The following is a 13,652-nucleotide window of genomic DNA, read 5'->3' on the forward strand; positions in this document are numbered from 1 at the left end:
ATAAATAACCATCAAATTACTTCAATATAATTTCTCAATATATTATGTATATCTACCTTTAATTCTCTAAACTGAAACCCTAGCTCTCTCTCTCGTATTATCTATCGTACAATTTGTCATTCCATTATACGGGGCTATGTTTTCTCCCTTAGCTTCAATATAAGCATTCATCCCTGTATTTCTTTCTACAAAATCAATAACTTCTCTCATGGAAATAACACCATTACTACATGCGTTAATTGGGCCACTTACATCTATCGTACTAAGCCAAGCTAGAAACTCTCCTGCCTCTTTTTCATGGATAAAAGACATTTTTCCTTCTATATCCTCTACTACAAAAGGCGTTTTCTTTACGATATTTTCAACATAAAATTGCAGTCTCTTTGTATAATCATTTTCACCAATGACAACCGGAAAACGTACTGCAATTACAGGAAATGTTGCATATTTAAATAAAACAGCCTCTGCTAATCTTTTTCCTTCACTGTAAGAAAAATCTTTCCTATCTCCGTAAACAATCGGATACTGATACGGATTGAAATCCTCTTCTTTTAAAGATTGCATCGGTTCATATACAGCCATTGAGGATATAACGATATACTTCTTTACTTTATTATGCAGTACATTTCCTATAATTTTTGCTGCATTAGAGCTATAGCATAGGTTATCATATACAACTTCATAACTTTCTCCTACTAACGCTTCCTGAAGTGCCCCTTCATTTTCTCGATCTACAACAATTCTTTTAACAGCACTACCAAAAGAATCTTTCGTAATTCCAATTCCTCGCGTTGCAATTGTCACATCATTTCCGGCTTCCAGAAGACTTTCAACTAATCGTTTTCCAAAAAATCTAGTTCCGCCTAGTACTAATACCCTTTTCATATTCACCATTCCCTAATTATTCTAATTTCTTATGATGACTGAATTACTAAGTGCTACCCTTATTATACTTGTTCACATATATAAAAAGCAGAGAATCTCCATACAGATTCTCTGCTTCTCCAACTACAGCAATTATCGTACTCGATATTTAAAAATACAATAACAAAAATATAAAATAGAAAGTACTGACACATAAACACATGCCTGATATACCACCGGTGTTCCCCATATTCCCATAAAATAAAGAAGCGAAGGAAGCGTAAGCGTTACCCATGATTGTACAAATGCTATCCTTCCAAGATATTGGTTTATATTCTTTTTTTGTACATTTAATACAAAGAATAAATACCAAAGAAGTGCCCACATAAACCAAGTCAGTGCATTAACGATATCGTTAAATTGAACAAACGATACAACCATATAGAATAATGCAACAATGGCTACCCATAAACAAAACCATCCTAGTCCGTTACCACTCATTCCTGTAATAAATGTGATACCTACATACAAATAAGTTAAGCCAAATAAGAAAGTGGCTGCATATGAATACACAGTCCAATTGCTTTGATCGGAAATCATAATGAGATAAAACGGAATTACAATTTGTAGCACCCCTACAAATAAATTAAAAACACCCGCACTTTTTTCTTCTGCTTTCCCTAATATAACAAGACTATTTAAAAATAGCGCTGCACCTGAAAGTAATAATCCAACATAACCCATACATTTTGATGTGAAAAATCATTCCTTTTCACAAACTGTCCTCCTCATATCATAAAATTATATTAGTAGTATTCTTCTTCTTATTTAGAACGGAATACATAAAATCAAAATAATATATCAATAACTGGTTCCGCTATCTTTCGTGAAAAATAAGTCAGACTTCCTACCTTTAAAATTGAAGTAATACAAAATATAAGCAAAATCCAGCAATATTTAAAACGTTTTCAATAAAATGTATCTCTTTCGATGCAACAAATAGATTCCCCTATCCTACTATATACTTACCTTGAAAACGATAACATCATCATAACAGTATTACTTCAAAAAATAAACGAGGAAAATTCTAGAATTACAGTCAAAACCTATTTCTGTTAAAAAGAAAGAGAATAAATCATATGCCTTGTACAAGGCATACCTCTATCATAGAATATTTTAAATTTATTTTTTACGGAAGGTGAAATAACGTGCCTAAACAAATTGTTCATTCAACAAGTGTATTAGCACGTGAAGGAACAACTCATTTGGCTTTATGAAAGCAATCCTTTATTCCGTCCATGAATGATTACACACAATTAGATTCATCCTAATTTTAGGTTGTTTCTAATTGTATCGCTTCCCCCTCCCATAAAGTGAAACTTTAATCAGCGGGGGTTTTCTTCATCCCCCACTGATTATTAGTTGAACCAATCGGGCTTTTACGGGCAGTTTATCTCCCACCTAACTTCTGTGCTCCCGCCGAATTTTGAGGTGGGAGTATTACTGCCCGTTAATGCGGGGTAAAAAAAGACCACATACCGCACGATATGTAGCCCCTATATAAATAGAATATATCGATTTGTTTCTTAAATTACATAACAGTATACACATACAAAGTGAGCAAGACTACCTAATAACACAAAAATATGAAAAATCTCATGATGCCCCATATATTTAAATTCTAACCATTTTGGTTTAGCTCCATAAATAAATCCACCAATCGTGTAAAAAACACCACCAAGTACTAAGAACAAAATACCCTCTATACTTAGATTTTCTGATAATGGTGGGAAAAATAAAACGATTAACCATCCCATCATTAGATAAATTGCTGTTGATAACCATCTTGGACAGTTGAACCAAAACATTTTAAAAATAATACCACACAAAGCAGTTGCATACACTAACCCAAATAATAATAAACCATTTGCATATTCTAATGTAATTAAACAAAAAGGTGCATATGTGCCTGCAATTAAGATAAAAATCATTGAATGATCCAGTTTTCTAAAGAAATAAATAACACGCTCGCTTGCTACAACACTGTGGTACACGGCCGAGGCTGCATAAAGTACCATCATCCCTACTCCAAATAGAATAACCGCTGAAATTGTAGAAACAGATGGCATTTTTACAGAGACCTTAACAAGCATAGCTAGCAAAGCAATAAATGATAAAATAGCGCCTCCTAGATGGGTAAACGCATTAACTGGTTCTCTTACATAAGCATTCACATTAACAACCCCTTATATAATTACATGTAGTTTTGATAACTACATGTAATTATATACACAATTAACCTAGAGGTCAACATTTACATTTTATTTGTTTCGTAATACCATATTTAAAGATAAATTGTACATTATTCTTATAAAGGTGAGGGTTTATATGGAAAACATACAGAACTTACTCGAAACACTACATTTAGAAAAAAATATTACACTTGAAGATATCCCTAATGTAGATTTATACGTAGATCAAGTGGTTCAATTATTTGAAAATAACTACGGTGATACAACACGAACAGAAGATGAAAAAGTACTTACAAAAACGATGATTAATAACTACGCAAAAGGAAAATTATTCATCCCTATAAAAAATAAGAAATACTCAAAAGACCATATGATTTTAATTAGTTTAATTTATCAATTAAAAGGAGCTCTCTCAATTAATGATATTAAAAGTTCTTTGACGAAACTCAATGAGAGACTAATAAACGAGGATACCTTTGTGCTAGACACCCTTTATAAAGATTATCTTGAACTTACAGAAATAAATGTTGAGAATTTTAAAAGGGATGTAGATAACCGAGTGGCTGAAGTAAAAACTGCTGCTCCATGTGAAGATACGGAGTTAGAAAAATTTTTACTGCTAACTTCATTTGTAACAATGAGTAATATGTATAGACGTTTGGCAGAGAAATTAGTTGATGATTTGAAAGAATCTTAACCATTAAAAACTACCCACCTGTTCGGATGGGTAGTTCTTTTACTTAATTGCCTCATGAACCTTTAACTGCTTACCTTTTATCGTTGTGTTTTTCATTACTTTTAAAACAAGTGGACCTTTACCATTTAATATATCAACATAAGAAACATTATCTTGTATCGTAATAATTCCTATATCATCCGCTGTGACACCTGGAATTTTAGCAATTGTACCGACAAAATCTACCGCACGAATCTTCTTTTTCTTTCCACCATTAAAGTACAACTTCATAATATCTTTATTTAAGCCTGCACTTTTCTCTTTTTTTATAATTGGTTTCGTGTTTATTTTCCCTTCAAAGGCTGCTTTTTTCTTTGTAACACTCTCTTTTGACGGAGCTTCTATTTTGTGAATTTCAAAACCAATATATTCTTCAATTTCTGCTAGAAATCTCTCTTCATATGGCGTTACAAATGTAATTGCTTTTCCACTATTACCAGCACGCCCCGTCCTTCCTGTCCGGTGTACATAGTTTTCTTTTTCTAATGGAATATCATAGTTCATGACGTGGGTAATATTTTCAATATCAATTCCTCGCGCTGCCACATCTGTCGCTACTAGATAACGGAATTTCCCTCTTTTAAAATCATTCATTACTGCAAAACGATCTTCTTGTATCATACCGCCATGAAGTTTATCACAAGGGTAGCCAGAACGTTTTAACTGTCTAAATACATGGTCTACATTTTCTTGTGTACGGCAGAAAATAATACAGCTATCTGGATTTTCAACAGTTGTGATATCCTTCAGAAGCGAAAACTTCTCGTCTTCTCTCACCTCTAAAAGCCTATGTTCAATTCTATCTGTCGTAATGCCAGATGCCTTTATCTCAATATTGATTGGCGATTTCATATATGTGCGTGATAAATTCTCCACGTCCTCTGGTAATGTCGCAGAAAATAACATTGTCATCCGATTTGTAGGTAATTCATCAATAATTGCTTCTACTTGATCGATAAAGCCCATATTTAACATTTCATCTGCTTCATCAATCACTAAATACTTTAGTTTCTCTAAGCGTAGGGTACCTTTTTCAATATGATCTAACACGCGCCCAGGAGTTCCGACAACAATATGTGTTTTTTGCTTTAATTCTAATTTTTGTCGTGCAAACGGGGATTTCCCGTAAACAGCTGTTGCCTTAATTCGTTTAAACCTTCCTATATTCGTGATATCCTCTTTCACTTGTACAGCAAGCTCCCTCGTTGGTGTAAGTATTAATGCTTGCGGCTTATTTTCTTCCCATTTGACCATTTCACAAAGCGGGATCCCAAAAGAAGCCGTCTTTCCACTTCCAGTTTGTGACTTCACGACAAGGTCTTTCTTTTCTAGTGCCACTGGAATTACTTTTCCCTGCACTTCTGTTGGATTCTCATATTTCAAACTAGTAAGTGCTCTTATAATTTCCTTACTCAATGCATACTCTTTAAAACTTTTTCCGCTCATGTACTAACCTCATTTTGTTATGTATTTTCATTTATTTATTATTTAACCATAATCTAAATATTATATTTGTCATTACCTATATTTCATTATACTGCAATTATTTCCCTAATCGAAATCTCTTGTTTATCATTTGATAAAAATAAAAAGCAAACTCAAAATAAAGTCTGCTTTTATGCTCTATATGGATTTATACAGCTTCCTTTGTCTCTTTTAACACTTTCATATTGGAAACTGCCTCTGCATGCTTCGTTTCATCAAATTCATTTTCACTCTTTGCAACAACGATTGTAGCAATTCCATTGCCAATTAAGTTCACAATGGCTCTTCCCTCACTCATAAAACGATCGACACCGAGAAGCAATGCTAATCCTTCTAAAGGAATAACCTTTAGTGCCGCTAACGTAGATGCTAACACAATAAATCCGCTTCCTGTTACGCCGGCAGCGCCTTTAGACGTTAACATAAGTACTAAAATAATCGTAATTTGCTGCCCGACTGTTAAATCGACACCAAATACTTGTGCTAAAAAGACAACTGCCATGGATAAATAAATAGATGTACCATCCAGATTAAAAGAATAACCAGTCGGAATGACAAGACCAACAACAGATTTTGAACAGCCATATCTCTCCATCTTGTTCATCATTCTCGGAAGTACGGATTCCGAAGAGCTTGTTCCTAGTACAATTAATATTTCATCTCGAATAAACTTCAAATAATTCCATAAGCTAAATCCGTATATCTTGCAAATAATATTTAAAACAACAAACACGAATAAGAACATCGTAATATATACTGACATCATCAATTTTCCAAGTGGTACGAGTGAAGCCAGTCCAAAATGACCAATTGTATAAGCCATTGCTCCAAATGCACCAAGTGGAGCGGCTTTCATTACATAGCCAATAATTTTAAAGAATACGTGTGAAAGTTTGTCTAAGAAATCAATCACCGAATTTCCTTTTTCGCCAAGCGCAGCTAAACCTACCCCAAAGAGAATTGAAAAGAATAACACTTGTAAAATATCACCCTTAGCAAACGCATCAACCATATTAGAAGGGACGATGTGAGTAACAAAGTCAATCCAATTAATACCCTGTCCTCCGCCTTGTGTATATTTAGATACGTCTCCTTTGGCAAGTTCATTAAAGTTAAGACCTGAACCTGGTTTCATAACATTTACAACGATTAATCCAACAACAAGTGCGAATGTTGTCACAACTTCAAAGTAAATAAAAGCTTTTCCACCGACCTTACCAACCTTCTTCATATCCCCCATTTTGGCAATACCAAGTACAATTGTTAAAAAAATAATTGGTGCAATTACCATTTTTACAGCATTAATAAATGTATCACCTATCGGCTTCATTTCCTTTCCAACACTTGGCCACATGAGCCCGACTAATACACCTAGCACAATAGCTGTTAATACTTGAAAGGTTAAATTTTTAAATAATCGTTTCACCTTCATTTCTCCTCCCCTTTTTTGAAAACTTTCCCACCCTTATATTTTTACATAATGATAGCGTTTTCAATGTAAAGTGAGAAGTTTATGGTCATAACGAATATTTTGGTCATTTTGGTCTCACTTTTTCACTTCGCGATACACATAACGATTAATTGGTCTTCCAACCCCTCCATATTGTACTGCCAAACGAATGAATCCCTCTTTTTCCAAATAATCTAAGTAACGCCGAGCCGTAACCCTAGCTATCCCGATCGCACTGGCTACTTCTTCTGCAGAACGAGGTTCATCTTGTTTTTTTACATAAGCCTCAATTTCATTTAATGTAAATTCATTTAATCCCTTTGGCAAATTGCTTACTTTCTTCTTAGAACGTCCAGCATATAATAATACATCAAGTTGTTCTTGTGAAATTGCCCCAGATTCCTTCAGACTCATTCTATATTGTCGATACTTTTCTAAAGCTTGCTGAATTCTGTATAACTTAAAAGGCTTAATAATATAATCCATTGCCCCATTTTGAAGCATGAGTTTAATTGTTTCCCTATCCTTTGCAGCTGAAACAACAATTACATCTGTTTCTAACTCCTGTTTTCGAAATTCCTGCAATACCTTAATGCCATTCTTTTTCGGCATAAAAATATCTAAAATAACGAGATCTGGATTTATTTTTTTGGCGAGATGGATCCCCTCCTCACCATTATTAGCAACAGCAACTACGTGAAATCCCTTTACGCTTCTAATAAATTCTTTATTTACTTCCTGAACCATCGGATCGTCTTCCACCAATAGTACTTTAATTTCCTCTTTACATTTCATACAATTCCGCTCCCATCTCCATTGGAAAAGTAATGATAAAAGAAGTTCCTTCACCTTGAAAAGATGAAATGCTAATTTCTCCTCTTCCCTTTTCAACGATTTGTTTTACTAGAAAAAGTCCATAACCTGTCCCGCTAATTTTATTTACAGTAAATCCTTTCTCATACACTTTTGGTAAATGCTCCTCTTTTATTCCGCATCCATTATCCTCAATCAATATCGCACATACATCTTCAGACTGTTCAATACTAATATCAATTCTCTTATTCTCCACATCCGTTTGTTCAAATGATCCAAACGCATTTTCAATTAAGTTACCTAGTAATACAACAAAATCATGTTGATCTAATTGATAAGGAAATGCTTCTAAATAACTATTTTGATCAATTACAACTTGTATCCCTAATTCCTTGCCGCGGCTTATCTTGCTCAAAAGAAGACCTGCAATCGCATCATTTTTTATCGTTTCATTTAAAAAATTTGTTACACTTCCCTGTTCTTCTGAAGTGTGGAAAGCAAGTTGTAATGCCTTATCTGCTTTACCAAGTTGTATTAAACCTGCTATTGTATGAAGTTTATTCATATGCTCATGGCTTTGTACTCGAAGTGCCTCTACAAAGGTTTTCACTCCTGTTAATTCCTCTGCGAGTTTTGTAACTTCAGTACGATCTTGAAAGATTGCCACAGCTCCAATTAATTCATCATCTTTCTTGATTGGTATGCGATTACTTAAAATTACCTTTCCACTTACTTTTATCTCTTCATTATATACCGCCCGATTCCTCTCCACGATTTCTGGCAGTCTCGTATCCTTTAAAACTGCACGAATAGGCTTCCCTACAACATTCCCGTTTACCTGAAAAACTTGCTTTGCTTTTTCATTAAAAATAGTAATAATTTCTTGATTATCAATTGCAATCACACCCTCATTAATCGAATGAAAGGTTGCTGTTCGTTCTTCTAACATTCGTTTAATTTCATAAGGTTCTAACTGAAACATCTGTTTTTTAATATGATTGGCAAGCATCAATGAACCAATCAAACCAAATATTAAAGTTAATATAACAATAAAAATAATCTCTTCTACTAATCCAAGCATAATTTCCCAAAAGTTTGGTATTTTGTTCCCTACAACAACAACACCAATTTGATTTAAATTCTGATCCTTAATAGGCATAAAAGCACGAATTACAGTACCTATCTCTCCTTTTGCCTTTGAAAAGTAAATATGCTCCGCAAATGCTGGTTCTTCGTCCGTTCCTTTTGATGGCCTCCCAATCATTTCTTTTACAGGATGAGAATATCGAATTCGCCCCATATTCATTACTACTATGTAGTCTGTTTCATTAATCACTCGAATATTTTCAATAGCTGGATTCAATGTAAACCACCCTTTTGTTTCCTGAAGTGATTTCTTTACATCTGACAGCTCTGCTACCGTCCGCGCCGTATTCATAGATCTAATTCTTAATTCTTTTTCTTCCTTTTGTTGAATATTTGCAATGATAATAATTCCACCTATAAGTAATGAAAAAATAACTACTGCATAGGATAAAATCGTAATTTTCCAGCGTATAGGCAATTGTTTCACTGTCCGTCCCCCTTTCCCCTAAAAGCATCTTTACGAATAAAAATCTTCTCGGTATGCTTACAATAACGACCTACGAGGAGGTTTAAAATGAAAAAAATTGCTACCTTTATACTCCTTTTTATTTTTTTAATTACTAGCGCTTTATTTGTAGGATTTCACAGTCTTTTTTCCAAAGATAAACTTGCTTATGACGATGACCAAGAAGGACTAAACAAACAAATTGTTTTCAAATTTAGTCATGTTGTAGCAGAAAACACACCTAAAGGACTTGCGGTTAGTAAATTTGCTGAGCTTGTTAACGAGAAATCAAACGGAAATATAAAAATAGAAATTTTCCCAAACGGGAGCCTCTATTCTGATATAGAAGAAATACATGCTTTAAAAGCTGGACAAGTTCATTTTATCGCCCCTTCTACCTCAAAACTTGGAATACTGTCTCACGAATGGGGCGTACTAGATCTGCCATTTGCTTTTCCAAGTTATGAAGCCATTCAAGAAGGCTTAAACGGAAAAATTGGGGACCAATTACTTCACTCCTTACAGAAAGATAAAATTAAAGGTCTTGCCCATTGGTCAAATGGCTTTAAGCAAATTACTTCAAATAAAGGGCCTATTCATACACCTAAAGATATACAGGGACAATCCTTTCGCATTATGCAAAGTGATGTGATCCAATCCCAATTTGATTTATTAAATGTTGATGCACATCAAGATTCATTTAATTCTACATATAAATTAATAGAAACCGGAAAAGTTGATGGCGAAGAAAATACAATATCAAATATCTACTCTAAAAAATTTTATAACGTTCAAAACTATTTGACAATTAGTAATCATGGGTATTTAGGCTATGTTGTTATGATGGATCAAAAAACATGGAATCAACAAACAGAAAAAACGAAGCAAATATTACTTGAAGCAATGAAAGAAACCACCGAATGGAACAATCATCAATCCATTCAAATGAATGAAAAGCAACTTGAACTTATTAAACAAAATTCATCCATCCAAATTCATAGACTAACTGATTTAGAAAGGAAAGAATGGGAAAAAACACTATCTCCTATATACGAAGACCTCGCTCCTATAATTGGGGATCAATTGGTAAATGATTTAAAAGAATTAAAAAAGAAATATCAATCTCTTGAAGATAATAAATAACAAAAAAGAAGGTTATTTTTCATACCCTTCTTTTTTGTTATTCCATTATTATATTTTGAAATATTTTTTCGGTATTACCAATTGTTTTTTATAATATAGTTTTTTAAAAAACGAACAATATAAAAACAATATAGTAATTTAATTCGGTATTAATTACGATATTTTTAAATTTCACCCCTATATTTAATAAATAAACATTAAAACCTTTGACTTAATAAAAAAAATGATGTACATTATCATTCGGACGAACATTTTTCTATCTTTAAAATAAAATATTCGTATTTAGGGGTGTAATTCGTGGAAAAAGTATTCGACTATGAAGATATTCAATTAATTCCTGCAAAATGTATAGTAAATAGCCGTTCAGAGTGTGATACAAGTGTCACTTTAGGAAAACATACATTTAAATTACCTGTCGTACCTGCAAATATGCAAACAATTATAGATGAAAAGATTGCTGTATATTTAGCTGAAAATAAATATTTCTATATCATGCATCGTTTTGAGCCAGAAAAACGTATCTCTTTCATTAGAGATATGCACTCACGTGGATTAATCGCATCCATTAGTGTTGGCGTTAAAGAAGAAGAATATGAGTTTGTACAACAATTAGCTGCTGAGCAGCTTTGTCCTGAATATATTACGATAGATATCGCACATGGTCATTCCAATGCGGTAATAAAAATGATTCAACATATTAAACAACATTTACCTGAAAGCTTTGTTATTGCAGGAAATGTTGGAACTCCAGAAGCAGTAAGAGAATTAGAAAATGCTGGTGCTGATGCAACAAAAGTAGGAATCGGGCCTGGTAAAGTATGCATTACGAAAATTAAAACAGGCTTCGGAACTGGCGGCTGGCAATTAGCTGCACTTCGCTGGTGTGCAAAAGCTGCAAGCAAACCAATTATTGCTGACGGTGGTATTCGTACTCATGGTGATGTAGCAAAATCCATTAAATTTGGTGCGACTATGGTTATGATCGGTTCATTATTTGCTGGTCATGAAGAATCTCCAGGCGAAACAATTAAAAAAGATGGAAAGCTTTACAAAGAATACTTTGGTTCAGCTTCAGAATTCCAAAAAGGCGAAAAGAAAAACGTAGAAGGCAAAAAAATGTTTGTCGAACATAAAGGATCTTTAGAAGACACATTGATTGAAATGGAGCAAGATCTTCAATCTTCTATTTCTTATGCTGGTGGAACGAAATTAGATGCAATTCGTACTGTGGATTATGTTGTCGTGAAAAACTCAATCTTTAATGGTGATAAAGTATATTAAAAATGTAATAAATATTGATTATCATATAAAAAATGAGCAAAGTACTTTATTTCGTACTTGCTCATTTTTTTCTTATTCGATCTATTTTCCAAATCTCTTACGGTATCCACATTTTCTACATAGTTCTTCTACTGCTACCCTACGTGAGAATCCATCTACAATATTTTTGGCTCTATCTCTTTCAATAATCTCAGAGAATGAGGCCTCATTAATATTTCCAAGGTTAATAATTCCCTCACCATCTAAACAACAAGGAATAACAGTTCCGTTTGCTAAAATTCCTGCTTGATTTCGAAGACCATGACAGAAGCCCCTTCCATCGTCCTCTTCTTCATGCAAGGCCGGCCATTGGAATTCGTAATCTTGGTTAATGAAGATGCGATCCGCAAGCTTCACACCACTTCCTGGTGAAATCTTCTCTTCAATTTTATATGGTAAATCAAATTCTTTCTCAATAATTTCTAATAACTGTCTGTTTCTTTGTATTTCCAGATTCGTCTTATTGTCTTGTGTAAGATTCCATAGCCTCAATGAAACAATTAATTCTGATTGACTTGTTGCTTCTCTAATAAAGGAAAGGATGCTTCTTACATACCCTTCTTTATCTTCAGATCCTGGATGACCGTCAAAACTATGAAGCGAGAAATTCATCTGTCTTAGTGCAGGTTTATTTAATAATTTATGCCTCTTTTTATTAATTAACGTTCCATTGGTTGTAATATTAACTTTAAACCCTTTTTCATGACTTAAGTCTAGCAATTGGTCTATTTTAGGATGGAGCAACGGCTCACCTTTTACATGTAAATAAATGTAGTCTGTATGAGGTTTAATTTGGTCTAATCTCTTAGAAAAATCCTCCACAGAAAGAAATTGCTTCTGTCGTTCTGTTGGCGGACAAAAGCTACATGCAAGATTACATACACTCGTAATCTCTAAATAAAATTTCTTAAACTTTTTCAACCTCAATTCCCCACTTCTTTAACTGCTTAGAACAAGATGAAAAATTGTTCTATCAATATTACAGCACAATTTTTTATAAATAGAAACATACTTATTCTAGGAAACTAATTTTACCATTTTCTCTGTTTAGAAGAACATAATTGTATTGTACTTATTCCACTACAACCTAAACAATTATTTGTTCAATTATTACGAAGCATTAAAAAGACCATCGGGGATTTTTTCCAATGGCCTGCGTAATAGTAATGATCTAATGGATAACTACAATGTTGTAAAAACTTTAATGCAAAATATTTTCCATATATCAAATTATCCTCATCGTTACACCACACCTAACAGGTAGTTCCTTTTACTTGTGATACGGTTCACCACGATTAATCCGAAACGCCCGATATACTTGTTCTAAAAGCACCAATCTCATCAACTGATGCGGTAATGTCATTTTTGAGAATGAAAGTGATTCGTTAGAGCGCTTCATCACTTCCGAACTAAGCCCTAGTGATCCCCCAATAACAAATGCTATTTTACTTTTTCCATATGTAGCAAGACGATCAAGATTTGCTGAAAATTCTTCTGATGATTTTTGTTTTCCTTCAATTGCTAATGCAATCACATGCGTATCATCTGAAATTTTATCTAGTATGCGTATACCTTCCTTTTCTTTTACAATTAACATTTCTGCTTCACTTAAATTTTCCGGCGCCTTTTCATCCGGTAATTCAATCACTTCTACTTTTGCGTACGCAGAAAGTCGTTTTAAGTATTCTGCAATACCTTGTTTTAAATATTTTTCTTTTAATTTTCCAATCGAAATAATCGAGATATTCACACGTATTCCCCACCTTACAAACACGTTATCCACAAAACTTATCCACATATCCACAATAACTACCCACATATTGTGTGAGAATCTGTGTTCGATACAACATATGTCGCCTTGTTTTGACAAAATTCACATGTTTTTTCTTCTTTTTTTGAGTTATCCACATTGTTGATAACTGGTGCCACTTCACACTCATCCACAATGATATCTAATGCTAATTCTACATGTTCTAAACAACAAGGTAACTTCATATT

Annotated in this window: 12 protein-coding genes and 1 pseudogene; 3 read left to right on the top strand and 10 right to left on the bottom strand. The window is 33.6% G+C overall.

Annotation, left to right across the window (positions count from 1 at the left end; genetic code table 11):
* Nucleotides 1-11: 11 nt before the first annotated feature.
* From HRG09_RS11280 to trhA, 3 genes and pseudogenes are all read right to left on the bottom strand, one after another.
* Nucleotides 12-894: pseudogene (locus tag HRG09_RS11280) on the bottom strand (NAD-dependent epimerase/dehydratase family protein).
* Nucleotides 895-1,017: 123 nt separating this feature from the next.
* Nucleotides 1,018-1,608, bottom strand: coding sequence for an AmiS/UreI family transporter (locus tag HRG09_RS11285; protein WP_174100901.1), 591 nt, complete (start codon nt 1,606-1,608; stop codon nt 1,018-1,020).
* Between the two features lie 842 nt (nt 1,609-2,450).
* Nucleotides 2,451-3,098: a PAQR family membrane homeostasis protein TrhA gene (gene trhA / locus HRG09_RS11290; protein ID WP_174100902.1), complete on the bottom strand. Its 648-nt coding sequence runs from the start codon at nt 3,096-3,098 to the stop codon at nt 2,451-2,453.
* A 154-nt stretch (nt 3,099-3,252) separates the two neighbouring features.
* On the opposite strand from trhA, the gene HRG09_RS11295 reads away from it, so the two are divergent.
* Nucleotides 3,253-3,813 (top strand): DUF1836 domain-containing protein, encoded by a 561-nt coding sequence (locus HRG09_RS11295; protein ID WP_174100903.1) that lies wholly within the window; start codon nt 3,253-3,255, stop codon nt 3,811-3,813.
* A gap of 39 nt (nt 3,814-3,852) precedes the next feature.
* On the opposite strand, the gene HRG09_RS11300 is transcribed toward HRG09_RS11295, so the two are convergent.
* The 4 genes from HRG09_RS11300 to HRG09_RS11315 all read right to left on the bottom strand — a co-directional run bounded on the left by HRG09_RS11300 (nt 3,853) and on the right by HRG09_RS11315 (nt 9,173).
* Nucleotides 3,853-5,298 carry a DEAD/DEAH box helicase gene (locus HRG09_RS11300; RefSeq protein ID WP_174100904.1) on the bottom strand — a complete coding sequence of 482 codons (1,446 nt, stop codon included), beginning with the start codon at nt 5,296-5,298 and terminating at the stop codon, nt 3,853-3,855.
* Between the two features lie 187 nt (nt 5,299-5,485).
* Entirely contained in the window at nt 5,486-6,769 is a 1,284-nt protein-coding gene (gene dctP / locus HRG09_RS11305) for a C4-dicarboxylate transporter DctP (RefSeq protein WP_174100905.1), read from the bottom strand.
* A gap of 114 nt (nt 6,770-6,883) precedes the next feature.
* The gene (locus HRG09_RS11310) at nt 6,884-7,582 is read right to left on the bottom strand and encodes a response regulator (protein WP_174100906.1); all 699 of its coding nucleotides are present in this window, start codon (nt 7,580-7,582) and stop codon (nt 6,884-6,886) included.
* Nucleotides 7,572-9,173 carry an ATP-binding protein gene (locus HRG09_RS11315; RefSeq protein ID WP_174100907.1) on the bottom strand — a complete coding sequence of 534 codons (1,602 nt, stop codon included), beginning with the start codon at nt 9,171-9,173 and terminating at the stop codon, nt 7,572-7,574. The genes HRG09_RS11310 and HRG09_RS11315 overlap by 11 nt, the downstream gene beginning before the upstream one ends.
* A gap of 87 nt (nt 9,174-9,260) precedes the next feature.
* On the opposite strand from HRG09_RS11315, the gene HRG09_RS11320 reads away from it, so the two are divergent.
* Together HRG09_RS11320 and guaC are read left to right on the top strand one after the other, a co-directional pair.
* Entirely contained in the window at nt 9,261-10,334 is a 1,074-nt protein-coding gene (locus tag HRG09_RS11320) for a DctP family TRAP transporter solute-binding subunit (protein ID WP_174100908.1), read from the top strand.
* A 297-nt stretch (nt 10,335-10,631) separates the two neighbouring features.
* Nucleotides 10,632-11,615 carry a GMP reductase gene (guaC, locus tag HRG09_RS11325; protein WP_174100909.1) on the top strand — a complete coding sequence of 328 codons (984 nt, stop codon included), beginning with the start codon at nt 10,632-10,634 and terminating at the stop codon, nt 11,613-11,615.
* 81 nt (nt 11,616-11,696) lie between these two features.
* Here the strand turns inward: guaC and HRG09_RS11330 are convergent, their stop codons facing one another.
* The 3 genes from HRG09_RS11330 to HRG09_RS11340 all read right to left on the bottom strand — a co-directional run bounded on the left by HRG09_RS11330 (nt 11,697) and on the right by HRG09_RS11340 (nt 13,649).
* Entirely contained in the window at nt 11,697-12,575 is an 879-nt protein-coding gene (locus tag HRG09_RS11330) for a radical SAM/SPASM domain-containing protein (RefSeq protein ID WP_174100910.1), read from the bottom strand.
* A 349-nt stretch (nt 12,576-12,924) separates the two neighbouring features.
* Complete coding sequence (gene rlmH, locus HRG09_RS11335; protein WP_174100911.1) at nt 12,925-13,404, bottom strand: 23S rRNA (pseudouridine(1915)-N(3))-methyltransferase RlmH; 480 nt, start codon at nt 13,402-13,404, stop codon at nt 12,925-12,927.
* Nucleotides 13,405-13,463: 59 nt separating this feature from the next.
* Nucleotides 13,464-13,649: a CxxH/CxxC protein gene (locus HRG09_RS11340; RefSeq protein WP_174100912.1), complete on the bottom strand. Its 186-nt coding sequence runs from the start codon at nt 13,647-13,649 to the stop codon at nt 13,464-13,466.
* Nucleotides 13,650-13,652: the final 3 nt, after the last annotated feature.

It is taken from the genome of Bacillus sp. Xin1, from assembly GCF_013314535.1.
GTDB lineage: Bacteria > Bacillota > Bacilli > Bacillales > Bacillaceae_G > Bacillus_A.

Bases quoted from the DNA above. Each gene is read 5' to 3' on its own strand.
- dctP (WP_174100905.1), bottom strand. From the start codon at position 6,769: ATGAAGGTGAAACGATTATTTAAAAATTTAACCTTTCAAGTATTAACA.
- HRG09_RS11310 (WP_174100906.1), bottom strand. From the start codon at position 7,582: ATGAAATGTAAAGAGGAAATTAAAGTACTATTGGTGGAAGACGATCCG.
- HRG09_RS11285 (WP_174100901.1), bottom strand. From the start codon at position 1,608: ATGGGTTATGTTGGATTATTACTTTCAGGTGCAGCGCTATTTTTAAAT.
- HRG09_RS11295 (WP_174100903.1), top strand. From the start codon at position 3,253: ATGGAAAACATACAGAACTTACTCGAAACACTACATTTAGAAAAAAAT.
- HRG09_RS11300 (WP_174100904.1), bottom strand. From the start codon at position 5,298: ATGAGCGGAAAAAGTTTTAAAGAGTATGCATTGAGTAAGGAAATTATA.
- HRG09_RS11320 (WP_174100908.1), top strand. From the start codon at position 9,261: ATGAAAAAAATTGCTACCTTTATACTCCTTTTTATTTTTTTAATTACT.
- HRG09_RS11340 (WP_174100912.1), bottom strand. From the start codon at position 13,649: ATGAAGTTACCTTGTTGTTTAGAACATGTAGAATTAGCATTAGATATC.